Here is a 24,805-nt window from a genome sequence, read left to right as displayed (position 1 = left end):
TATTTAGCGGGCATTTTTAGCTTAATTGTTATGCATAAAGGATTTGTACACAGCATAGAGAGCTTTGGTTCTGTAGATGGACCAGGCATCAGGTTTTTGATTTTCCTGCAGGGTTGCCCCATGCGCTGCCAGTTCTGCCACAACCCGGATTCCTGGAAGACGGGGGTAGGAGAAGAGTGGAGTGCCGATGCCCTGCTGGATAAGGCAGAGCGATTCAAGAGTTATTGGGGTGACAAGGGCGGTATTACCGTAAGTGGTGGAGAAGCCCTGATGCAGATAGACTTTCTCATCGAACTTTTCGAGAAAGCCCATCAGCGTGGCATCAATACCTGTCTTGATACATCAGCGCAACCATTTAGGAAAGAGGGTGCTTTCTTCGATAAATTCGAGCGTCTGATGACCGTCACTGATACTGTTCTTCTTGATATCAAGCATATCAACGATGAAGAGCATCGTAAACTCACCCGCCATTCTAATGTAAACATACTGGATTGTGCACGATATTTAAGCGAGATACACAAACCGGTATGGATTCGTCATGTCCTGATTCCAGGTATTACCGACAAGGATGAATACCTCTATCAGCTGCGTGATTTCCTCTCAACACTCTCTAATATTGAGCGTATAGATGTCTTACCTTATCATACGATGGGTATCTACAAGTATGAGAAACTAGGTATTGCCTACCCGCTGGAAGGCATAGATCCTCCTACTAGTGATCGCATTGCTCATGCAGAAGCAATCTTGCAAGAGGCACTTTAGCCTCTTGCAAGACTGCTTAGATGAGCGTCTAGCGAACTGGTGAGACGGGCTTTGATGATAGGCTTTGTGATGTAGTCGTTTACTCCAAGCTCGTAGCATTCATCCACATTATCCTTGTTGCTTAACAGGGAAACCACGATGATGACCATTTCACTTTTCGAGTATTTAGAGCGTACATGGTCTATTACGTCCCACCCATTTACATTTGGCATCATCAAGTCGAGCAGTATCACGTCCGGCTTGAATGAGTCAATCAGTTCAATGGCTTCTTTTCCGCCATTTGCAGTTTTCACGTCGATGTCAAAGTCTTTTATCATTTCAGAGATAGTTTCAATATTTTCTGGAATATCATCGACGATTAGTACTTTATTCTTTTCCATTTTTCACAGGTCTGTTTTATGTAGGTTCTTTCCGATCTTGAAAATCTAGCTTCTTGGCTTGTGAATGCCGTAGATGTCGCATATGAATCCTTTATCAGTGATTAGATTGTTCATGTCGATACTGTCGAACATCTTGTGATGAGTACCGATTACCACAATCTGATACTCTTTTTCCAGAACTTTAGGATCATCTGTCACCTTGATGTTATATTCTTCTTTTACTTCCTTTACATCTACCAATGGATCGTAGAGTGTGGTTTTGTAACCTGCTCCTACCAGGTTGATATAGAGATCGGCTACTTTTGTGTTCCTGATATCATCGCTGTCTGGCTTGAACGAGAAGCCGAGAATCAGCACGTTAGTCTCCGGAGCCTTGAACTTTCTGCTTTCAGATGCATTCTTAATCTTTCCTGCCATCCATACCGCCATCTGCTCGTTAACCTCGCGGGCTGTAGAGAGCAGCGATGGTACCACGTCAACCTCCTGTGCCTTGTTAATCAGGTAGTATGGGTCTACCGCGATGCAGTGGCCGCCAACGAGTCCTGGAGTAGCTGGCACGAAGTTCCATTTTGTGCTAGCTGCCGCCGTTACGTCTTCGATGTTGATGTTCATCTTGTCAAAAATCTTTTCCATCTCGTTGAAGAAGGCTATCTGTATGTCTCTCTGGCAGTTCTCCATCAGTTTACATGCCTCTGCTATTTTGATACTCTTCGCCCTGTAGGTGCCATGGGTAAGTACAGAAGCATAGAGACTGTCGATGATAGCAGCTGCTTCGGGTGTAGAACCGCTGGTAACCTTCACGATGTTCTCAATGGTATGAACAGTATCGCCCGGGTTGATGCGCTCTGGCGAGAAGCCTACAAAGAAACTCTGGTTCAACTTCAATCCTGATGTAGATGCCAGTAATGGAGCGCAGACCTCTTCTGTCAGACCTGGGTAAACGGTACTCTCGTAGACTACGATATCACCTTCTTTCAGGATCTTGCCAACCTCAGCTGTAGCATTGCGCACGCAACTGATGTCTGGCTTGTTCGATTTGTTCACCGGTGTCGGTACAGCGATGATATACACATTACACTTCTTCAGGTCATCAATATTGCTGGTCAGTTTCAGTCCCTGTTCCAACGCTTTGGATACAGGTCTGTTGTCTTCCATCGTGCTTTTGGCTAACTTGGCTACCTTCTCAACTTTGATGTCATAACCCCATGTATCGTATTTCTTTGAGAATAAGCATGCCAGTGGAGTACCAACATACCCTAATCCTATTACTCCAATCTTAAACTCAAAAGACTTGTTTATCATATACTATATTGTTTATGTTTTATAATGTTATTTCTTTTATTGGGAGCTCCCTGCTGTATGTACGTTACAGCAAGTAACTCGGGTCTTTTAGATTCCTTCAAGCTGAGCATAGCGCGAAGTCTTCTCAGGGTTCCATGCGTCCTTGTAAGAACGGCGGAAGAAGATTTCTTGCAGATGAGCCGACAGACGGGCGATACGCAGGAAATAACCTGTATAAGGCGACATCAGTGGCAGGTATCTGTAGAGGAACCACACGTCTTTCTTTCTTTCTGAAACCATCAGCACCAGGAGGAAGGCAAGCTGCGAGAAGCATACTCTGATAAAGTAGCCCAGCGCCAGCACCTCGATGATGTGCGTGTTAAACGTGATGGCGAGCTTGATGATATACCACAACCACAGGAAATTGAGGAAGCAGTCGAAAACCACACTCTCCATGTTGGATAACCAGTTAAGGATACTCCAGTTCTTGGTAGGCAGCAGAATGTCGGCATGCTTGCGGAGACGGAATCTCACGAGCGAGCGCGACCATCTGATGCGCTGATGATACAGCTTGTACCATTTGGTAGGAACATTGGTCATACAGATGGCATCTTCGGCAAATTTCACTTTATATCCGGCTTTGCGGATCTTCTGTGTCAGGTCACCGTCCAGTCCCGGTCCTATGTCCCAATAGCCCACTTCCTTCAGCGTCTTTCTTTCGAAGGCTCCGAATGCTCCCGAAATGATGTGGTAGATACCCAGTTCGCTGGTTACGATACGTCCCACCTGTATTCGCTTCAGGTATTCGAAAGCCTGCAGCGATGAGCAGATGGTCTCCTTGTAGTTGCGTACCTTCACGCATCCTCCTACGCCCTTTACCATTCCGTCGATGTAGAAGGGGAGTAGGATTTTCTCCAGTGCATCACGGTCGAGCGAAGAGTCGGCATCCAGGCATACGATGTATTTGCCTTTTGCCATCTGGGCTCCATAGTTGCTGGCGGCAGCTTTACCGCCTCTTGTATCCAACCTCAGGTAGTGGGTGATATACCCGGCTCGGTAGAGGTCGTTACAAATCAGTTTGGTGTCGTCGTCGCTACCATCGTCTACCACGATGATTTCGTAGTTGCGGTAGGTTTGCTCAGCCAGCGAGTTCACCATTTTGAATATATGTTTGCCTTCGTTCTTTCCCGGTACGAGGATGCTGATAAGCGGATTCTCGCGGTACAGGAAGTACTTGGCATATTCTTTCTCTTTATCTATCTGGTTTCTCTTCATCAGTCGGTTTCCGATTACGAGATATTCCAGGATATAATATCTTGGCATCTCGAAGAAGAAGAGGAACCAGTAGGTATTCACGATACTGCTAAACGATAGCGTGCTGATCCAGTCGAAGAAATCGTTCAGATGTTCTGCTATGCTAAACATACGCTTTTCCCTTTCTTCTTGATGGCTTATCTCAGCACGGTGAGCGCCAAGAGGGCCATGATTATGAGTATACCTGCGATGGTGACAAGGATGTCAACGAGTTTCTTGTAGAGCACGATGCGTTTCTGTATCTTGTCGTTTTCATCTTTCTTCGGCTCCGTATCAAGCAGCTCTTCCTGCGGCTGCACCAATTTCTCTTCTTCCTTCATCAGAGGTTCCTCTGAGTAGCGGCAGTAGTCGTCTGGAGTCATATCCACATATTGCAGTTTGTTGAAGAACTCGTCATAGTTGTTGGCGATGGTCTTCGTCTTGGTTTCCAGCATGCTGCAGATAATCTCGTCCGGTTCTATCGAGTTGGCCACCTTTCTGATGGCTACCGACATCTCCTTGCTCAGTTTCTGCTGGGCTTCTTCCACCGTTTCTTCCTGCTCATAGAGGGTAGAGGATACGTAGAAGATATTGTTGTAGTAAGACACCTTGTGATTGGAGAAGATTCTACAGAGCTTGCCCTGTATGCTTTCCTTTATCTTTACGGTATCCTTGTTTTCATCTATAATCCATATCTTGCCTACCATGACCGAGAGTTCATCCTTGCGGTAGGTTTCCATCAGTTGGCGTCGCAGTCGGTTCATCAGCAGATAATATTCCATGAAGTTATCATAGATGTTCACCATGTTGTTGAACATGATGTTGCCGCTGGTCAGCGTTCTGATACCTTCTTCCGTTATCTCGTAGTCCTCAATGTCTCGTGGCACCAGGGTATTTACCGGAAAGGTGCTCTGGCAGTAGCAGCAGGTTGCCTTGGTGATAGGCGAGGTAAACGAGTTCTCGCAGTCGTTGCAGGTATATACCACGGCTGGTCTGTCATAGTCAACACCGATGTGGCGCAGTTTCTTGTGACACTTCGGACAGATGAGCATACCGCCCACATTGTAGCTGCTTTCCGGCGATACGTTGGCGCAGCTGAAGTGGTGGATGATGTTCTGAAACTTCAGGTTCGAACTTCCGCACTTCGGACAGCACTCCGTATAGAGCAGGTGAGAGTGGTTGCACTTAGGGCAGAGGTGCTCCTTGAGCAGGAAGCGGTGAATGCGCAGTGATCCGAACTCCACCATAGTTTCGATGAACATGAACATCTCGTTGAGATGGAAGAGACCCATACTGTGATAGTGCTCGAAGATTGGGTTGATATATCCCAAAGATGATTTCTCCAGCAGTCGGTGTCCCATGATTCGTTGGTCTCTTGAGAGCAGGTATCTCAGAATATTGGCAAAGAGCTGGTTAGGCTGTGTAGGATGGCTTGTTTCGCTTTTTACACCAAACTTCTGTCTTGCCATCTTGATTCTGTCAATAATCTCGTATACCTTTTCATTGTTCATGTCGCTCACATAGGCATCGACGATATAGTCGATGATCTGTTCCTTTCCCGATACCGCCGTATTGACGAATATCGGTTTGTAGCTACATTTCCACGATAAGATTGGACTGGCTCCAAACAGTATATCATGGAACGCATGCTCACTCTTCGTATTGATGTAAATACAATCGAAGTAGTCGGGCTGGATGTCCGGTGTCGAGTCGATATCTATATAGCTATCGATGGTGAGCACCATATCTCCACGTTTGTTTCTTCTAAGTCCAATCATTCTTTATTTCTTTTGTTCTTGATGATTATTGGTGTTGCTCGAAAACCTGTTGCTTCGCTTCACGTTTTCGTTCTTGCCCACTGGGACGGTGTACATCGGTAGTGGCTTCGGATCGAGCATGGCACCAATCTTGTTCACTCTTATTCTTACCGGCAGTCTGTTGCTCATTACCCATGCCGGAACTCTCTGGTTAGGGTTCAGGGTGAATACGGCAACCACTGCGTTGGCATCATGCGAGAAGTTACTTTGCAGATGCTTTGGTATTTCCTCTACTCTCAGACCTACCATCTGCAACTTAGCCTTCAGTTCCAGGTCTTTGTTGATGATGATGTCTGCATCGTCAGGGCTTTCCATATACTTCACCATGTCGTTTGGTACGTATGCGATTACTCCCAGATGGCAGTCTGCATAGTCGGTATGCTGGATAACCATCACCTCCTCGCTTTTGAACACCAGGGTTTTGTCGCTCGCATTGATTTTTGAGATGTAAGCATCGGCTGGTGCACAGCAGTAGTGTATCAGTCCCGGGTTGTAGATGCTTGTGTTGGAGTAAGGCATGGCAGCATTTGCTCTGCCGGCTCCTCTGCGGCTCATGAAGTTATAGGTGGTGTTCTTTGCCTGTGCGTAGATTTCCACCTTCTTAGCCTGCTTTCTCAATTCCTCTTCTACCTCGGCAATCTCGGCATCCAGTGCATTTCGCTTGGTGTTGTCGGTAAGGCCGTAGTAGATGTCCGAACTTTCAGATGCTTTCTGTTTTTTCAGTTCGGCAAGTCGGGTACGCAGCACCGGAATCTCCTGCTGGGCGAGTTTAGCCTGTACCTCCATGTCGTGAGTCTCCTTTACGGCTGAAGGCAGGATGTTCGGGTCGTATTGGTTCACAATATTACCTAGCAGTACATAAGAGTAGAGCGTATCTCCCTTATGTACCACTTCACCCATTTCTTTGTTCACCTTAAGGATATAGATGTCGTCAACGGCACTGATATGGTTTTCATCAAGGGTTATATAACCGTCGAAGGTTGCCCATATCATACGAGTGACAATATAGTAGGCGGCAAGCACGATAACCAGCAGGAAGATCAGGGCAAAGACGATCTGCTGTCTGGCAAGGCGGTGACTCTGCGTCTTCAGCAAGTCTGCCATCGCCTGTTCTTGTGGCGTGCCATTATATTGGAATTCATTCATATTCTAGTTTCCTTACATTCAAAGTTCTATTTCTTTGAAGATGTTGTTGTTGTCATAGATGCTCACGGCTTTCTCGATATTGATGATAGCGAGGGCCCGGTTCTGCATCAGTTTGTACATGCGCTCCATACTTTCCAGGAGTCCCGTATATTCGTCCATACGCATCAGATAGTTGTATCCCTGCTTCTGGTTCTGGTAGGCAAACCGCCGCATTTCGATATATTTGCCGGTCTGGTCTATATGGAAAGCCTCGGTGGCTATAGCCTTGTTCAGGTTGTCTATCTTCTTGAGCAGGATGCCTACCGACTGTTTTATTTCCTTCACATCGGTACCGCGGCTGCTGCGTATGATTTCCTTCTGGGTCTCCAGTGCCTGTCGTTTGCGTGGCGTTTCGTTCCAGATAGGAATGGTGAATCTCACGCCCACGTCGGCATTGTTCGAAATCTTGTTGTTGCTCTGCCAGTAGCTCGACCATCTTGCGAATGGTGTGAGTCGGGTAGTGCTTAAATAGTTGGTCAGCTTGCTGTCGTTGTCAGCAATCTGTTCTTTCACCATCATGATGCGTGCATCCAGACTTTCCTGGTTCAGATGGTTCCAGAGGGCTGTTGTGTCTACCACAATCTTGGTTGGTTTGATGCGGTAGATAGGCTTGTTGCTGATATCTCTGTCTGTGCAGAGCACGGAGATGTCATATTCAGCCTCCAGCTTATCGTTCATCACTTTCAGCATCTTGTCGTTGCTGATTCGGTCTTTTTCCAGCATAAACTGGTACGCTTCGTTCATGATGTCGAGGTTGTCCAGTCTGTGTGCTATGACAGTACCGATATAGAAATTATATTGTTCGGTCAGCTCATCGGCTGCCTTTTCATAGATGTCTGCAGTTTGGCGCTTTTTTATTTGCAAGCGGTCGAGTTCATTGGCAAGAGCAATCTTTGTTCTTTTCTCCTTGCCTTGGTAGAACTTCGAGTTGATGATGTTCCAACCCAGTTCGGCTTGAACCTTCATCTTATATTTTGATACCTCTTTTGCATCGTCTTCATCAGAATCGAAGTACGAGTCAGGTCGGGCATAAACCTGTCCGGTCACTTCCAGACCGTTGTGTCTGTTGAGCGCTAGGTGCTCATGTGCAGTTTTCGACCAGAACAGAGAGTCGGTCTTGTTGATATCAGCGTGATGCTGATTATTGAGTCCCAGTTCTATGACTGGTGCTTTCACCCAAATAGGGTTTTTGATGAGAGTGTCGAGTTGTGCGAAGCGCTGTTTAAAGTGTCTCAGTACATTATCGTTCTTCAGATTCTCATATACGAGCATCTTAGGGCTGAAACTTTTCGGCTTTTTGCCTTTCGTCTGAGCCGTAGCGCTTTGTGCTGCCATGAGAAGTAGCAGAGCTGTAGTTGAGTATAGTATTATTTTTCGCTTCATAATGAGTTATTAAACACGATGAATGCAGCTGCGAGCTGTTGCAGCTGCATTCATCTGGTGTCTTCTTGAGTTTTTTATTCTCTAGTATTTCTTATCTTGCTATTTGGTGCCATAGTCTGTATTTGATCCAGATGTGCTACCATCAACCAATTGGTAAACCTTGAGTCGGTTCTTACCGTAAGCTACGTAAATCAGTCCATTATAGAGTGTTACGTAGTTGGCAGAGTTCCAAACTATTCTTCCCTGTTCGTTGGTAATACCAGTAACTCGGGTCTTGGCGTAAACTGCTGGTTTGCCATCCACCATCTTGTTCTTGTCGAGAACCACGAGACCGTAACCTCCGCAAGCCAGATAGACATACTTGTCGTCGAATGTCACACCGTTGGCATAGCCCTGAGGCTTGGATGTGGATGCGGTAAGCGGAGCTTGCCATGTCCACTTCTCTGCACCGGTATTCTTGTCGTAACAGGTAAGACCGTTTGCGCTTCGGCATACATAGACGTTGTCTCCGTCGATGGCTATGGTGTTCTTACCATTGTTTGGTGCAATTTCTGAAATGGCGATTGATTTCTCTGGTGTTGCAGTTGTAATGTCTGCACCAGCGTTGAAAATCTCCAGTGTTCCGGCTACAGGAGTTTCTGTGCTTGATAATCGTTCATTGTAATATAAGGTAGCAATCTCGCCATTGTTCAGTGCGATGTGCTTCGCCTTACCCGGAGTCTTCTTGCTGCTCAGCAGTTCCAGGGTGTTAGGGTCGTAAACCTCATAACCTCTGGTACTTGTTACGAGCAGTTTGTCACCGTCGCGAACGATTGCATTCTCATCCTCATTGTTGCTCTGGTTGTTCTCCAGAGGAACGATAATCAGCGGATTGATGGCTGCATCACCGATATTCTTAACCTCAGTATTCAGCAGCCCGTTGCTCTTGAGGTCGATTCTTGCCATCATGGCTCCTGCATCACTCTGCTTGCCAGTATCCTTGTTTGTATATCCGTAGTTGCCTACAACATACAGGTTTGGAGTAGATGATTTGCCATCTACCATCAGATGGTTGAAATCCAGCGATTTATCTTTATCCTGCAAGAACTGCAAGAGTTGGGTCTGCTTCTGGTTGTCTGTCTCGAATACCTCGATACATCCGCCATGTCCGTTTCCACGAGTGTGGTATGACATATAGAGCTTTCCGTTGTATGGCTGGATACAGGTAGCAGTGATGTCTGTATGGGTATGGTCGTAGAGAACTTCACCCACCTCATCAATATGTGGTGGAGTAGGAACGTCTGGTTTCAGCGTGTAGCCACATTCTGCCTTTTCCAGTTTAACAGGTGCACTGTTGTTTCTGAAGTTGTGGGCTTTACCAGATCCCAGGAACTGGACGTCGCTGAAAGCGAGGTTACCACCATTAGAAGAACTGTTGTCGAAACGATCTGCATCTATGTAGTATTCGCCACCGGTATCCATAGCGTTGAACATATAGCAGTCGTTCAGTGAGGCAGGGCTTCCGCTACCATTATATTTGATGACATTTGCCTTGATATAAGCTTTAGAGTTGACACCCTGCAGGAAGATCATGGCACTGGCATTCTTGTTGCACTGAAGGGTTCCTTCTACTTCTATGCTGCTGTTGTTCACCAGATAGATGTTGTTGCTGGAAGCAAGCAAAAGATTCTTTGCCTTCAGGTAGCTGGTATGTAAAGCACTGCTTGCGCCATCACCGCCCATAGACTTGAATTCGCCTGTCAGTTCCAGGGAACAGCAATAGAGTTGACCATTTCCCATCAGGTACAGGTCTTTCATCTTGCAGTTTCCATCAATGTTTACGACACCATCTACTTTGATAGTTTGGTCTTCTACGCCCTCGATGCCGCCTTGTATATTTGTATAAGCGTTAGCCTGGTTCTCGAAGTTGTTGCAAATGAGCTTGCCTCCGATATAAACACTGGCATTGTTCACTCTGAATGTATGTCCTTTTAAGTTTAAATCGCCTGCAATTTTGAAGATACCTCTGTTTTGAACATCCAGGTCTGCATTGCATTCGAAGTTTCCGTAGCAGAGGATTTTTCCGCCGTTCTGATGAGGAAAAAGGTATCCACCTTTCCATTTCAGTGTTCCATCTTTTAATACTACGATGGTGTAGTTTCCATCTGTATGATCTGGGTTGTATTCATAAGTTCCTGCTACGTATATTTTATTTCCATTAAGATGGTAGTTTTTGGAAGCGATGGTTTCGCCTGGAGCAATATACATATCTTTGTTTGCAGGAAAGTTCCATGTATCGTGGTTGGACATCTTGTCCATGCTTGCAAAGTCCAATCCTGTTGGTTCTGCCTCCATGGTATATGCCTGGTTTAAATTGGCAGATGTTACTCCTGCCGCTCTTGTTGTGCTTGGTCTTTTGAAGTTATAGACACGTGCAGCCAACTGCTGAGCATCTGTAATAGAGGTTACTTCCTTTCCTATGATTCCTGTTTCTGCAGGATTCGGAGTTGGATTAAGGGTATCATTAGAGTCGCTACAAGATGCCAGGAGCATTGCAGCGAAACCGAATGTTACCAATTTGATATTTCTTTTTTTCATATCAGTTTGTTTGTTAAATCGTTAGTCTACATCCTTAACGTTATACTTTCTTTTCGAGCGGTCTTTCCAATTTTAGAAGTTTGTTCTCCCACTAGAACCCCATTGGGATGGTAGTGAGAGAACATTCTTTTAAGAATTGATTATTTCTTTGTCTGGGTCAACTTGAATACCTGTACGCGGCTCTTACCATAAGCTACGTAGATATAGCCGTCCTGACCAATTGTTACATAGTTTGCAGAGTTAGGGTTTGCCCACTTGCCGTTCTCCAGGAAGCCGTTGAATGCGGTGCGATGGCAAACCTCCTTACCATCAGCCTTGTTAAGAACAACTACGCCATAACCGCCAGCTGCTACATATACGTAGTTGCCACTGATAGCTACGCCATTGCAGTAACCCTTTACGCTACCATACTTCTCGCTCTTCTGGTTTGCGATGGTAGGAACCGTGTAATCCCAAACCTTCTCTCCGTTGGCATTGTAGCGAACAATACCTCTCTCGCCTTGACAAACATAGATGTCTGTTCCGTCAACAGCAACAGTGTTCTTGCCTTTCTCAGGACCTACGTTGCCATCAGTTGTGAATGATGTTGTAGTTTTATCCTGACGGAGGTCAATACCATTGAATACATTCACAGTACCTGTCGTGTTCTTACCAGTAGCCAGCAAGCTATAGAGGTTGCCGTTAGCTGAAGCAAGACCCTTGGCGTCTGCTGTAGTCTGGAAATAGGTATGACCGAATTCCTTGTCGTAGAACTCGTAACCTCTTGTAGAAGACATAACGATGTTGTCGCCATACTTCACTACGCAGTTAGCATCGAAACCGTTTTTCTTGTTCAATGCATCGAGAACATACTGGGTCATCGTTGTTGAATAAACATTGTTCTCCAAAGGAACAACGCCGAGGAATGCACCCTTGTTGATATCGGTAGCAGCGATGTATGCCTTGTTGTTGTCAACCATTACGTGGTTGATGTCCATTCCTGCTTTTCCGTTAACTATCTGGTCACCTGTAAGCTTGTTGTCTGCCATGTGGAGAACTTCAAGACCACCCTTCAGGTTTGTTTTGCCGTTGCCATAGGTATGGTAAGATACATATACGTAGTTGCCAACGGTCTGGATGCAAGATGCAGACATACCATTGTTTTCACCGAATGAAGCAACCAAGTCTAGCTTAGGGGTAGCACTGGCGTTCTTTGCCTCTTCGCTCAAGGTATAACCATACTGCTCTTTGGTCTCATCCTTTCTAATGACAAGTTGACCACTTGTTGCCTTGTCGTAGTCGAGGTATGATGCAGAGATGTCAAGGTCGCCAGAAGAAGGCATTTGTGTAGTACCCATGAAGCACTTGCTCATCTGTAACAAGAGTACAGAATTTGTACCAGGAGTAGCGAATGCGTTGATGGTAGCATCACCATTGTTGGTGAAGTTATCTGCCTTGATGACGGCTACGGCATTATCGCCCTGCAACTGAATCTGAGCAGCAGAAGCGTTGTCTGTAACGAGGTTGTTCACGTTGACAACGCCGAGGTCTGCAATCTGAATCTGACCGCCCTCCTTCAAGTTAAGCTGGGCATCACCCACATTAACTACATCCTTGCCATTCTTTGTGCCTTCGTATGTGTTGTCGGTTACGTTTACGTAGTTAGCCTTGATGAGAGAACCATCCTCCAGGTTGAGCTGCTTAGTAACCTTAACTACTGAATTTGCGTTAGATGCATCCAAAAGACCTGTGATATTGAGGTTCTCTGACTTGCAGAAGCCACCCACCTTCAATGCACCGGCAAGGTCAACCTTTGTTGCATTCAGGATGTTTCTTGTAGCTGTAACTACAGCGCCATCCTCAATGGTAAGGTTCTTAGCACGGATTGAACCGTCGATGAAAGCCTTAGCGCCACTCTTGAAAGTGATATTCTGGGTAGGGTTAACCTTTGATTCTACAGCGCCGAAGCCGCCATGGAGAATATTCTCTTCGCCCTGACCTTCCCATGCAGCATAGAGTTCACCTTCTACAACGATATTGTCGTTGGTAGCCTTGATAGCACTGCTGGCTGCGCCATATACCTTATCGGTAGCCTTAATCATAGAGCCAGTTCCTGTATATTCAAGGGTAGCGCCCTTAGCCAATACGATAGTGTTTCCACCGAGAGACTCATTGTAAGTCATCTTGCTGTCTCCACTAACGAAGATGGTTACACCCTGAATCTTGTGGTCAGTAAAGTCAAGCTTGTTCTTGTTCTTGATAATGTAAGTGTTTGTTGGATTGCCCTCATCAAAAACCAAGTCTGTTGCTTTGGTAAGCTCTTTAATCAACTGTGGTTTTGTTGGGAAATTTGGCATTGCAGTCACGAAGTCTGTAGCTGAAGCTCCTCTTGTAGCGAAGAACTTACGAGCCATAGCTGTGCTGTTCTTGTAATTGATTACAGAACTTGGGGTTAAAGCTGTAAGTTCAACTGAATTAACCTCTGACTTTACACCATCGCCACCAGTAGGATCACTTGTGCTGTCGCTACATGATGCGAATACGAATGCTGCCAAACCGATAGCAGCAAGTGTAGAATTGAATACTTTCATATCTATTTAAGTTTAAATTGTACTTTCAGTTTCAGATTAATACCATTTACTTATATTCTTGTCCTTCAGTTCGTTGTCTTTTGGGTAGTTTGACTATCGTTTAGGTAGTTTGACTATCATCATCTTGCGTACACTTACAAGTGGAGCTGTTAGACGGTTGCAAATTTAATGTAATTTTTTCATAATCAGTTGTTTTTTTTGTTAAATAAAGTTAATCTATTGGCTTTCGCTCTGATGGTCACGAGGTTGGCTTGGGGTGGGCGGTAACGAATTGGCTGTTCCACTTGTCGAATGATAACTATCTCTGAAATCAATAACACGAAAATTACTCCGAAAGATAGCAGAATATCTCCGAAGAATACGAAAATATCTCCGAAAGATAAAATAATATCTCCGAAGAAACCACTCAAGTTTCACATGTAAGCTCCACACGCCCTGAACCAACGGTCACCGGCCGAATGGAATTGAAAATCGCTGGCCGAAGGGTAAAGCAAAGGTAAAGGGCAAAAGCTCCTAGCCCGTTCTTGAACCACATGCGAAAGTTCAGTAAACAGAAAAACAAATGTTGGGAATACGATGATGGATATGTGTTGTGGTGACGAGGTGAAGGGTGAAGGCTATATTTTAAATCTTATATTATATTCTTTTTTTAGGATTTTTGGAAAATCCAGAAAGTCAGAAAAATGAAAAAACGGATTTTTTCCCTTGCCGCGCGTATATATTAAAAAGAGTTTTCAAACCTTCACCCTTCACCTTTTTATTTAAGGTTTTATGTGTCAAATAGTTACGGGTGAAGGGTGGTGAAGGGTGTTTTCGCTTTTTATAAACATATTTTAAGAATTTAGCCCATTTTTACATATTTTAAGCGTTTGTTTTTGGTTCCGAAAGAGGTGCCATTTTTTTTAGGGACCCATTTTTTCTCTTTTCTTACCGCAGAAATCTTTGAAAAGCGAGTGGGGTAGGGTATCCCGTGTTATGTTGTGTTAAACAATTATCAGATAATAGAAGTTAACGATACCGAAAAAGGACTGATTTTTAAACAAATATTAACGTAGAAAACTTGAAATTTCGCATATTAGATGATTCAAGTTTAAGGCAAGTTCAGAAGTTAAAAGAGTTAAAGAAGTTTAAACGGTTAAAGAAGTTAAAGGGAAGTTAAAGAAGTTATCACTCTCTACGGTCGTTCAGTAAACCAGTAAAACAAATGTTGGGAATACGATGATGGATATGTGTTGTGGTGACGAGGTGGAGGGTGGTTCTTTGCTCTTTTTGTGCAATATTGTCTGGGTTGATATAAATAGAATCTTCTAGCTATTCGTGGTGTAATACACGACTGGTTATTGTTGTCTTCCCAGAACCATTAGGTCCCGCAATGACAATTAAAACGGGGTTGCGTATTTTTGCCTCCATTAATTCAAATTGAATTTTTGTCGTTGTTCTTTAGCCTGTTTTTGCATATTGGCAAAATAACTTCTGTAAGCTTCTTCGTTTTCTCTGTTGTATAATTTTCTGAAACGTGCAAGAAAATCTTGTTTTTTTATAAAACTTGCATAATAAGCAAGGCAATTGAGGCTCTTTTGCAATCTTTTTGGGCTTTCCTTGCAACCTTTATGTATCTTCTTACGTCTAACCATCAGATTTCCGAAACAGAACGGTATTCGGTTTATCACGTATTTAGAAACATAAAATTAGATATGAATATGAAGAAATTTGGTATTTTGGCGGTAACTGCCGCTTTGTTCTTTGCCCCAATGGGCTTGAGTTCTTGCAGTATGGGATCTTCTGCCAGTGAAATGAAGGGAAGTCTAAACTTTACGCAGGATGATTTGACCGAGAAGCCTTTTAAGGCGATCGACGTGGATGTGATTGCCGATGTTTATTATACTCAGAACGACGGCAATGAATGCAGCGTGAAGATGGATTACTCTGCCATCAAGGACCAGGAGTTTGTAAAGAAACTGAAGGAGAAACTCAAGGTGGTATACCGGGATGGAGAAGTGAAGATAGGATTGAACGGAAGACTGAACGTGCCTTCTTCATGTAACGGTGATAATAAGAGACTGAAGATTTATATCACAAGTCCTGACCTGGTGAAGATTACGAGAGAAGGTGTGGGTTCTTTCCGTGCCAAGACGATTAATAGTGACAGACTGGAAATCGATAACGAGGGTGTAGGTGCTGTCAAGATTGGGAAGATTCTTTCCAACAAACTGGAGATAACCAACGAGGGTGTTGGCTCGGTAAATATCGATGATGTGGCTGGAGATGATATGAACATTGATAACGAAGGCGTAGGCTCGGTGAAAATCTCTAAGATTGAGATGGGAAGTGTGAAACTGGATAATGAGGGCGTAGGCTCTGTTAGTCTGGGAATGTTTAAGGGCGGCAGTCTGATTATCAAGAACGAAGGTGTGGGCAGCGTGAAAGCCAAGGTTGACTGCCAAAGTGTAAACGCTACATCCGATGGTGTTGGCGGAGTTAACTTGAGCGGTGTAACCCGTCAGTACAATAAGAAAAAAGGCGGAATCGGAGGAGTTTCTGATGGCGGATTGACTGTAAGAAAGTAACGTAAGTTGTTGAAAAACAGAATATAAAGTGGTTAATGATTAGCTGCGGAAAATTTTCAAAAATTCATTTTGAAAATTTTCCGCAGTTAAGAAATTCGTAATTAGAAGTCCCACTTTACACCGAGGCAAGGGCGAACCATCCAGCCGGCATTGCTGCCGAAGTTGTGGCTGATTTCTACCTCGCTACCTACGCTTAGGTTCTCGCAGCCGAAGTGCTGACCTACATTGTACCAGAGCTGTGGCTCTGTAGTGAAGACGGTGTGCTCAGCAGTGGTTTTGGCTATGAGATTGCCGTCATTGTCCTTGATGAGGTTGCCGTCATTGTCTTTGAGGAATTCTTTCACGTTTCCGTGCTTGTCAAGCATACTTACGTGATTCTCCCACCAGAAATCTGCGAAACCGCTAAAGTTCAATCCCTTTAATCCAAAGATGTCTTTGCATCCCCAAACAGCAGTAAACTGCATTGGCACGTTCTGGTCGGTCTTGCGGATAGTCTTGTAGAGTGCCTGGAGTGTCAAGGTGTTCTTGAAACTCTTGTCGTGCATGAAATACTCCACACCGAAGAGCCAGGCATTGTTGATAGGGTAGTTCTTGGTAATACCACCATTATACTCTACGTGGAGGCTCCAGTTCTTCATTGGGCTGTTCTGCCAGAAGTTCAATGCACGTGAAATCTCAGTATAGGTTCCACCCTGTGCCACGTTTGGACTGTTGGTGTCCATCTTGTCGTAATTGAAGTCGTGGTCTACAAAGAAATAGGTGTTACCCCATTTGTCCTGCTTGAACATTTCGAGTGTGAGGGTAACAAACTTGCGGTCACTGCCGAAGTCGTAGAAAACTTGGGCGTTGGTCTGTGCTAAAGTTTTGCTCGCAGGGAGCAACGCAAGTGCCATGAGCAGTAGGCTTTTCATCTTTTTCATAAATTTTTTCTTTTCTTTATTATTTATTAAATGAAACAAAAAACTGCGGACGGAAGGCCCGCAGTTTGTAATTATATTTATCCGTAACGATTAGTATGCGAAGAGAGGGTAATCCTTCATTGTAGCATTCACCTTTTCGCGAACGCGGGCAATGACCTTCTCGTCCTCAGGAGCATTCAGAACCTCCTCGATGAGTTCGGCAATGAGGTGCATCATATCTTCCTTGGCGCCACGTGTGGTCATGGCTGCTGTACCCAGGCGGATACCTGATGTCTGGAAGGCAGAACGGCTGTCGAATGGAACCATGTTCTTGTTGACTGTGATGTCGGCTGCAACCAGCGCATTCTCAGCGACTTTTCCTGTAAGGTCTGGATATTTACTTCGGAGGTCTACGAGCATAGAATGGTTGTCTGTACCACCGCTCACGATACCAAATCCGCGACCGATGAGGTCATCTGCGAGTACGGCAGCATTCTTCTTTACCTGAGTAGCATACTCCTTCCATGAAGGCTGCAGATTCTCATTGAAGGCTACCGCCTTGGCAGCGATGACGTGCTCCAGCGGACCACCCTGCTGACCTGGGAATACGGCAGAATTCAAGAGCATGCTCATCTTCTTAACCTCGCCCTTCTTGGTAGTCAAACCCCATGGATTGTCAAAATCTTTGCCCATCAGGATGATACCGCCACGAGGACCACGAAGGGTCTTGTGAGTAGTAGAAGTAACAATGTGCGCATACTTCAATGGGTTGTCGAGCAGACCGGCTGCAATCAGACCTGCAGGGTGAGCCATATCAATCATGAGGAGAGCGCCTACCTCATCGGCAATCTTGCGCATGCGGGCATAATCCCACTCGCGGCTATAAGCGCTACCACCACCGATAATCAGTTTTGGTTTGTGCTCAAGAGCCAGTTTTTCCATCTCGTCGTAGTCTACACGGCCTGTTTCCTTGTTCAGGTTGTAACCGATAGGGTTGTAGAGAATACCGGATGTATTGACGTGGCTACCATGAGAGAGGTGGCCGCCGTGGTCGAGGTTCAAGCCCATGAAGGTATCACCTGGCTTCAATACGGCAAGCAGAACAGCAGCGTTAGCCTGTGCACCAGAGTGAGGCTGTACGTTGGCATACTCAGCACCGAACACCTTCTTTACACGCTCGATGGCGAGGTTCTCTACGATGTCAACTACCTGGCATCCGCCATAATAACGCTTGCCTGGCAGCCCCTCGGCATACTTGTTAGTAAGGTAAGAACCCATAGCGTTCATCACCTCGTCACTCACGAAATTCTCAGAAGCGATAAGCTCCATACCCTTCAGCTGGCGCTGATGTTCTCTTTCGATTAAGTCGAAAATCTCTTGATCTTTTACCATTTCCCTTTACTTTTTATGGTTGATGTTTAATGAAATCGGATGCAAAAATAAGCAATATCTCTCAAACTACCAAATAAATCGTAACATTTTGAGTGATATTGCTTACTTTTTGTTATAAACTACCTGTTTTTATTATTTGCAGAGCTCTACTTTGCCCAATTGCTGCTCTTTGTCGCAGTAGTGGCAACGTACGATACCGAGCACTTTGTCTACGGTATGGAAGAGGGTCTGCATAGGCTCGTTGTTGGTGATGCACTTAGGGTTGTTGCACTTTACGATGCCTTTCAGCGTATCAGGAGTCTTGACAGTCTTCTTCTCTACGATTTCGTAGTCTTTGATGATACTTAGTCCGATGTTAGGCGCAACGACAGAGAGTCGGTTGATTTCCTCATCGGTAAAATACTTGTTGGCAACCTTGATGATGCCCTTCTTGCCAATCTTCTTGCTTGGCAGGTTGTAGCCGATAGTAACAGGAGTCTCCATCTTCTCCAACTGGAGCAGATTTACTACCTGATAGGTCTTTTCGGCTGGTATATGGTCGATTACGGTACCGTTCTCGATAGCCGCAACCACTAATTGACTTTTATTGTTTGCCATAATTAATCACTAATAATTAATCACTAATTAATAATCACTAAACACTACCCAATAATGGTCTTATCGTTCTTCACATCATCGAGCGAAATGCCGAGGCAGTGGCAGAAGATAGCCTCACGTGCATAGAGACCGTTCTGAGCCTGCTGGATATAGTATGCATGTGGATCATCATCTACATCGTAAGCAATCTCGTTCACGCGTGGCAGCGGATGCATAATCTTCATGTTTTCCTTCGCCTTGCAGAGCATGTCGCGCTTCAGGATATACACGTTCTTTACGCGTTCATACTCCATCAGGTCGCTGAAACGCTCCTTCTGTACACGGGTCATGTAGAGGATGTCGGCACCTGCAATCACATCTTCGTTAAAGTCCTCGTGCTCAACATATTTGATGTTGTGCTCCTTGCAGTAGAGTTTATACTCTTCTGGCATGGCGAGTTCCTTAGGTGCGATGAAATGGAAGGTAGGATTGAAGTGGCGCATAGCTGTGATAAGTGAGTGAACGGTGCGGCCATATTTGAGGTCACCCACAAGATAGATGTTTAAGTTCTCCAGGGTACCCTGGGTCTTGTAGATAGAGTAGAGGTCGAGCAGGCACTGTGAAGGATGCATGTGAGCGCCGTCGCCTGCATTTACGATAGGCACTGGTGCTACCTCACTGGCATACTGGGCTGCTCCCTCGATGAAATGGCGCATGGCGATTACATCGGCATAGTTGCTTACCATCAGGATGGTATCCTTGAGGGTCTCACCCTTGGTGGTGCTGGATGTCTTGGCATCAGAGAAACCAATGACACGGGCACCAAGACGGTTGGCAGCGGTTTGGAAACTGAGTTGGGTACGAGTAGATGGCTCGAAGAAAAGGGTCGCTACGACCTTTCCCTTCAACAACTCCCTGTTCGGGTGCTTTTCGAACTCTTGCGCCATTTCCAGGAGGTACATGATTTTCTCCTTGGAAAGGTCTGCAATGGTCACAAAATTATGTTTTTCCATTTGAAATATGATTGAATGTTCTAAAATCGCCCCCAAAGTTACATAAAAAATCTGATTTATGTGCGATAAGTCAAAACTTTTATGTAATTTTGCACAAATATTTAAAGAAATAGTGATGAGAAAGCGATTTATACATATTTTATGGGCTGTTTTCGGCACCGGAATACTCACGGTAGTTCTTGCCTTTGTTGCCATCTGGTTTGGAATGATTGGCTACATGCCCGACATCGAGGATCTGCAGAATCCTATCAACAGATTTGCCACCCAGGTTTACTCTGCCGATGGCAAGGTGCTTGGTACGTGGAACCTGAACAAGGAGAACCGTATCGTGATTCCTTACAAGAAAATGTCACCTTATTTAATAAAGGCACTGGTGGCTACTGAGGATGAGCGATTCTATGAGCATTCAGGTATCGACTTCCGTGCACTGGGACGTGCCATCGTCAAGCGTGGTATCCTGGGACAGACTAATGCGGGTGGTGGAAGTACCATCACGCAGCAGCTCGCCAAGCAGCTTTATTCTGAGAAGGCAGGCAGTACGATGGAACGATTGTTGCAGAAGCCGATAGAGTGGGTGATTGCGGTGAAGCTGGAGCGCTATTATACCAAAGAGGAGATTCTGGCTCTCTATCTCAATTACTTCGATTTCCTGCACAATGCTGTAGGTATCAAGACGGCGGCCAATACCTATTTTAATAAGGAACCGAAGAATCTGACCCTCTGTGAGTCGGCAACGCTTATCGGACTGTGCAAGAATCCGTCGCTCTTCAATCCGGTTCGCTATCCGGAGAGAGCGAGGGAGCGCAGAAATGTGGTTCTTTCGCAGATGGTGAAGGCGGGATATCTGAGCCGGAGCGAGTATAGCCAGTATGCTGCTGAGCCGCTGACACTCAATTTCCACCGTACCGACCATAAGGATGGTTCGGCTACTTATCTGCGTGAGTTCCTTCGCCAGTATATGATGGCTAAGCGTCCGGAGCGCAGTGATTATCCATCCTGGAACCGTGCCCAGTTTGTGGTGGATTCTACCCAGTGGGAGAATGATCCGCTCTATGGATGGTGCAACAAGAACTATAAGAAGGATGGTTCGCCATATAATGTATACAGTGATGGACTGAAGGTGTTTACAACTATCGATAGCCGTATACAGCAGTATGCGGAAGAGGCTATGTATCAGCATGTAGCCCGCTATCTGCAGCCTCGCTTCAGTGCGGAGATCGCCCGCAAACCAAGCTCGCCATACAGCGATAAGCTGACACCGAAACAGATTAAGAGTATACTGAACCGCAGTATCACCCAGAGTGAGCGTTACCGTACGATGAAGGCTGCGGGATATTCTGAGGATGAAATCAAGGCGGCATTCCGCAAGAAGCAGGAAATGACCGTATTTACCTATCATGGTGATATTGATACGCTGATGAGTCCGCTCGATTCTATCCGTTATTACAAGAGTTTTCTGCGTAGCGGTTTTATGAGCATGGATCCTAAAACGGGTGCTGTGAAGGCGTATGTGGGTGGATTGGATTATACTCATTTCATGTATGATATGGTGAGTCTGGGACGCCGGCAGGTGGGTTCTACCATCAAGCCATTTCTTTACAGTCTGGCGATGTCTAACGGCTTCCAGCCTTGCGATCTGGCGCCTAACCGTCAGCAGACCTATATGGTGGCAGGTCGTCCGTGGACACCTCGCAATGCCAACCATTCACGTGCCGGACAGATGGTACCGCTGAGTTGGGGATTGGCACAGAGTAGCAACTGGGTGAGTGCTTATCTGATGAGTAAGCTCAATCCGCAGCAGTTCGTACAGATGTTGCGCGACTTCGGCATCAACAGTCCTGATATCCATGCATCCATGAGTCTCTGTCTGGGACCATGTGAGGTAAGTGTCAGCGAGATGGTGAGCGCTTATACCGTATTTGCCAACCACGGCATCCGTACTGCTCCAATGTTTGTGAGCCGTATCGAGGATAATGAAGGTAATACGATTGCTACCTTCCAGCCACGTATGAACGAGGTGATCAGTGCCGATAATGCCATGAAGATGCTTACCATGCTGATGGGCGTTGTGGATAATGGTACGGCAGGAAGACTGCGCTACCGTTATAACCTGGAAGGGCAGATTGGCGCCAAGACCGGTACTACCAATAATAACAGCGATGGTTGGTTTATCGGCTTTACTCCACAACTCGTAAGTGGCTGCTGGGTAGGTGGTGAGGAGCGTGATATCCACTTCGATTCCATGAGTATGGGTCAGGGCGCTACCATGGCTTTGCCTATCTGGGCGATATTCATGAAGAAGGTTTATGCCGACCCGTCGCTGGGTATCAGTCCTGCTATCAAGTTCGATTTGCCGGAAGACTACAATCCTTGTTCCCGCAAGGCTGCCGAACAGGATGACTTTGAGGAAGTAGGAACTGGCAGTATCGACGAAGTTTTCGAATAAAAATCAAGGCATTCGCCATTTTTGCATGTATTTATTTTAAATAGTGCAAAAATGGCGAATGTTATTTGTTTATATGCATTTTTTTTTGTATTTTTGCAGAGTTTTAGAACATGCATAGCCCGAATGATGTTTCTTCGGGTTTTTCAAAATAGAAATAAAATAAAAAATCATTATAATGAACGTTTCATACAAATGGCTTAAAGAATACGTCGATTTCGATTTGACACCACAGGAGACTGCGGACGCGTTGACCTCTTGCGGACTCGAAGTTGGCGCTTTGGAAGAAGTTCAGTCTGTCAAGGGCGGACTGAAAGGTCTCTATGTTGGTAAAGTATTGACATGCGAGGAGCATCCTAACAGTGATCACCTCCATGTTACAACCGTTGACTTGGGCAAGGGCGAACCTCAGCAGATTGTCTGTGGTGCTCCTAACGTTGCTGCAGGTCAGAAGGTTATCGTGGCTGATTTGGGCTGCGTGCTTTACGATGGCGACCAGAGTTTTACCATCAAGAAGAGCAAACTCCGCGGTGTAGAGAGTTTGGGTATGATCTGTGCTGAGGATGAGATTGGTGTAGGTACCTCTCACGACGGCATCATCGTACTCCCAGAAGATGCTCCGGTAGGTCAGCCTGCTGCTGAGTATTATCACCTGGAGAGCGACTGGCTCATCGAGATTGATATCACAGCCAACCGTGCTGATGCGCTCGGTCACTGGGGTGTAGCCCGCGACCTGTATGCCTGGTTGAAGCAGAATGGCTACAAGACAAGCTTGCATCGCCCATCTTGCGATGAGTTTGTGGTAGACAACGAGGATCTTCCTATCGATGTTGAAATCCAGAATACTGAGGCTTGCAAGCGTTATGCCTGTGTAAGCATCACCGGTTGTGAGGTGAAGGAAAGTCCTAAGTGGTTGCAGGATAAGCTGAACATCATCGGCTTGCGCCCTATCAACAATATCGTGGATATCACCAACTACATCATGATGGCATACGGCCAGCCATTGCACTGCTTCGATGCAGACATGGTTACCGGTCATAAGATTGTAGTCCGTACCCAGCCAGAGGGCACCAAGTTTGTTACTCTCGATGGCGAGGAGCATACCTTGGGTGAGCACGACCTGAGCATCTGCAATGCTGAGGAGCCTATGTGTATCGCCGGTATCTTCGGCGGTAAGGGTTCTGGTACTTACGAGACAACCAAGGATGTAGTCTTGGAGAGTGCTTACTTCCATCCTACATGGATCCGCAAGAGCGCTCGCCGTCATGGTTTGAGTACAGATGCCAGCTACCGTTTTGAGCGTGGCGTAGATCCAAACGGACAGATTTATGCTTTGAAGCAGGCAGCCATCCTCTGCAAGCAGTTGGCAGGCGGTAAGATTTCCATGCAGATCAAGGATGTATATCCAGAGCCAATGCAGGATTTCCCAGTTCGCCTGAACTATGAGTATGCGCATCGCCTCATCGGTAAGGAGATTGGTGCTGAAACCATCAAGAACATTGCTACATCTCTCGAGATGAAGATCGTGAAGGAGGATGCTGAGGGCATCGACCTTCTGGTTCCTGCTTATCGTGTAGACGTTCAGCGTCCTTGCGACGTGGTAGAGGATATTCTCCGTATCTACGGATATAATAATGTGGAGATTCCAACCCAGTTGAAGAGCTCCCTGACTGTTCAGGGCGATGAGGATAAGGCTTATCACAGCCAGAACCTCGTGGCAGAGCAGCTGGTAGGCGAGGGCTTCATGGAGATTCTCAACAACTCTCTGAGCAAGGCTAGCTACTATACCGACTTCGACCTCAACAAGTATCCTAACGAGACAACCGTGAAGGTGATGAACCCATTGAGTGCTGATCTCGGTGTGATGCGCCAGACGATGCTGTTCGGTGGTTTGGAGAGCGTGGTTCGCAACATCAACCATAAGAGCCAGAACCTGAAGTTCTTCGAGGTGGGTAACACCTATATATACAATAAGGAGAAGTGGAGCGAGGAGAGTCCTATCAAGGCTTACTCTCAAGAGGGTCACATGTCACTCTTCATCACCGGTAAGCGCGTAGAGGGCAGTTGGGCTCATGCTGATGAGCAGAGCAACATCTACGAGTTAAAGGCTGTGGTAGAGAATGTTCTCCGCCGTGTGGGTATGCCACAGAACAACGTGGTTATCAAGCACAGTGACAATAACATCTTCTCTAAGGGCGTAAGTTACGAGACCCGTGCCGGAAAGGTATTGGTAGAACTGGGTATCCTGAGCCTGAAGTTGAAGAAGGCATTCGATATTGAACAGGATGTATTCTATGCTGATATCCACTGGGATAACCTGATGAAGGCAGTGAAGAAGGTGAACCTTACTTACACTGACATCAGCAAGTATCCTTCAGTGAGCCGCGACCTTGCATTGCTCGTAGACAAGAATGTAGAGTTCGCTCAGATTGAGCAGATTGCCCGCCAGACAGAGAAGAAACTTCTGAAGAGCGTTGTTCTCTTCGATGTTTACGAGGGTGAGCATTTGCCAGAGGGCAAGAAGAGTTATGCCGTTAACTTCATCCTTCAGGATGAGGAGAAGACTCTGAATGACAAGCAGATAGATGCTATCATGAAGAAGCTCATAGCCAACCTTACAAGCAAGCTCAATGCAGAATTGAGATAATGCAGAAGGTGCTCAGTGCA

Annotated in this window: 17 protein-coding genes and 1 pseudogene; 4 read left to right on the top strand and 14 right to left on the bottom strand. The window is 45.8% G+C overall.

What is annotated here, in order from left to right:
* Window positions 1-30 precede the first annotated feature (30 nt).
* The gene (gene pflA, locus KUA48_RS13710; RefSeq protein ID WP_218431714.1) at window positions 31-762 is read left to right on the top strand and encodes a pyruvate formate-lyase-activating protein; all 732 of its coding nucleotides are present in this window, start codon (window positions 31-33) and stop codon (window positions 760-762) included.
* Here pflA and KUA48_RS13705 read toward each other — a convergent pair.
* The 10 genes and pseudogenes from KUA48_RS13705 to KUA48_RS13665 form a co-directional block, all read right to left on the bottom strand.
* Window positions 759-1,142 carry a PleD family two-component system response regulator gene (locus KUA48_RS13705; RefSeq protein WP_153079545.1) on the bottom strand — a complete coding sequence of 128 codons (384 nt, stop codon included), beginning with the start codon at window positions 1,140-1,142 and terminating at the stop codon, window positions 759-761. The genes pflA and KUA48_RS13705 overlap by 4 nt on opposite strands.
* A 45-nt stretch (window positions 1,143-1,187) precedes the next feature.
* Entirely contained in the window at window positions 1,188-2,444 is a 1,257-nt protein-coding gene (locus KUA48_RS13700) for a nucleotide sugar dehydrogenase (RefSeq protein WP_153079544.1), read from the bottom strand.
* Between the two features lie 87 nt (window positions 2,445-2,531).
* A complete protein-coding gene (locus tag KUA48_RS13695) occupies window positions 2,532-3,848 on the bottom strand; it encodes a glycosyltransferase family 2 protein (protein ID WP_218431721.1) in 1,317 nt (438 codons plus the stop codon).
* A 26-nt stretch (window positions 3,849-3,874) separates the two neighbouring features.
* The gene (locus KUA48_RS13690) at window positions 3,875-5,494 is read right to left on the bottom strand and encodes a hypothetical protein (protein ID WP_218431723.1); all 1,620 of its coding nucleotides are present in this window, start codon (window positions 5,492-5,494) and stop codon (window positions 3,875-3,877) included.
* A 3-nt stretch (window positions 5,495-5,497) separates the two neighbouring features.
* A complete protein-coding gene (locus tag KUA48_RS13685) occupies window positions 5,498-6,679 on the bottom strand; it encodes a multidrug transporter (RefSeq protein ID WP_218431725.1) in 1,182 nt (393 codons plus the stop codon).
* A gap of 18 nt (window positions 6,680-6,697) precedes the next feature.
* Window positions 6,698-8,101 carry a hypothetical protein gene (locus KUA48_RS13680; RefSeq protein WP_153073804.1) on the bottom strand — a complete coding sequence of 468 codons (1,404 nt, stop codon included), beginning with the start codon at window positions 8,099-8,101 and terminating at the stop codon, window positions 6,698-6,700.
* A gap of 99 nt (window positions 8,102-8,200) precedes the next feature.
* Window positions 8,201-10,678, bottom strand: a complete 2,478-nt coding sequence (locus tag KUA48_RS13675; RefSeq protein ID WP_218431727.1) for a PQQ-like beta-propeller repeat protein — start codon at window positions 10,676-10,678, stop codon at window positions 8,201-8,203.
* Between the two features lie 140 nt (window positions 10,679-10,818).
* Window positions 10,819-13,248: a hypothetical protein gene (locus KUA48_RS13670; protein WP_218431728.1), complete on the bottom strand. Its 2,430-nt coding sequence runs from the start codon at window positions 13,246-13,248 to the stop codon at window positions 10,819-10,821.
* A 1,314-nt stretch (window positions 13,249-14,562) separates the two neighbouring features.
* A pseudogene (locus KUA48_RS15730) lies at window positions 14,563-14,658 on the bottom strand (AAA family ATPase); the annotation flags it as partial.
* Window positions 14,658-14,882 (bottom strand): hypothetical protein, encoded by a 225-nt coding sequence (locus KUA48_RS13665; protein ID WP_153094340.1) that lies wholly within the window; start codon window positions 14,880-14,882, stop codon window positions 14,658-14,660. The gene KUA48_RS13665 and the pseudogene KUA48_RS15730, both read right to left, overlap by 1 nt.
* A 66-nt stretch (window positions 14,883-14,948) precedes the next feature.
* Here KUA48_RS13665 and KUA48_RS13660 point away from each other — a divergent pair, with 66 nt between their 5' ends.
* The gene (locus tag KUA48_RS13660) at window positions 14,949-15,815 is read left to right on the top strand and encodes a GIN domain-containing protein (RefSeq protein ID WP_218431731.1); all 867 of its coding nucleotides are present in this window, start codon (window positions 14,949-14,951) and stop codon (window positions 15,813-15,815) included.
* Window positions 15,816-15,916: 101 nt separating this feature from the next.
* On the opposite strand, the gene KUA48_RS13655 is transcribed toward KUA48_RS13660, so the two are convergent.
* The 4 genes from KUA48_RS13655 to pyrB all read right to left on the bottom strand — a co-directional run bounded on the left by KUA48_RS13655 (window position 15,917) and on the right by pyrB (window position 19,695).
* Window positions 15,917-16,735, bottom strand: a complete 819-nt coding sequence (locus KUA48_RS13655) for a DUF5020 family protein (protein ID WP_256624399.1) — start codon at window positions 16,733-16,735, stop codon at window positions 15,917-15,919.
* A gap of 90 nt (window positions 16,736-16,825) precedes the next feature.
* Window positions 16,826-18,106 carry a serine hydroxymethyltransferase gene (glyA, locus tag KUA48_RS13650; RefSeq protein ID WP_117587318.1) on the bottom strand — a complete coding sequence of 427 codons (1,281 nt, stop codon included), beginning with the start codon at window positions 18,104-18,106 and terminating at the stop codon, window positions 16,826-16,828.
* Between the two features lie 132 nt (window positions 18,107-18,238).
* A complete protein-coding gene (pyrI, locus tag KUA48_RS13645; RefSeq protein ID WP_153073799.1) occupies window positions 18,239-18,703 on the bottom strand; it encodes an aspartate carbamoyltransferase regulatory subunit in 465 nt (154 codons plus the stop codon).
* A gap of 44 nt (window positions 18,704-18,747) precedes the next feature.
* Window positions 18,748-19,695, bottom strand: a complete 948-nt coding sequence (pyrB, locus tag KUA48_RS13640) for an aspartate carbamoyltransferase (protein ID WP_119226699.1) — start codon at window positions 19,693-19,695, stop codon at window positions 18,748-18,750.
* 115 nt (window positions 19,696-19,810) lie between these two features.
* Here pyrB and KUA48_RS13635 point away from each other — a divergent pair, with 115 nt between their 5' ends.
* The gene (locus tag KUA48_RS13635) at window positions 19,811-22,141 is read left to right on the top strand and encodes a penicillin-binding protein 1A (RefSeq protein ID WP_153073798.1); all 2,331 of its coding nucleotides are present in this window, start codon (window positions 19,811-19,813) and stop codon (window positions 22,139-22,141) included.
* Between the two features lie 175 nt (window positions 22,142-22,316).
* Window positions 22,317-24,785: a phenylalanine--tRNA ligase subunit beta gene (pheT, locus tag KUA48_RS13630; RefSeq protein ID WP_218431735.1), complete on the top strand. Its 2,469-nt coding sequence runs from the start codon at window positions 22,317-22,319 to the stop codon at window positions 24,783-24,785.
* Window positions 24,786-24,805: the final 20 nt, after the last annotated feature.

Source organism: Segatella copri (genome assembly GCF_019249795.2).
Lineage (GTDB): Bacteria > Bacteroidota > Bacteroidia > Bacteroidales > Bacteroidaceae > Prevotella > Prevotella copri_B.
This window is presented reverse-complemented; position numbering and strand designations above follow the sequence as displayed.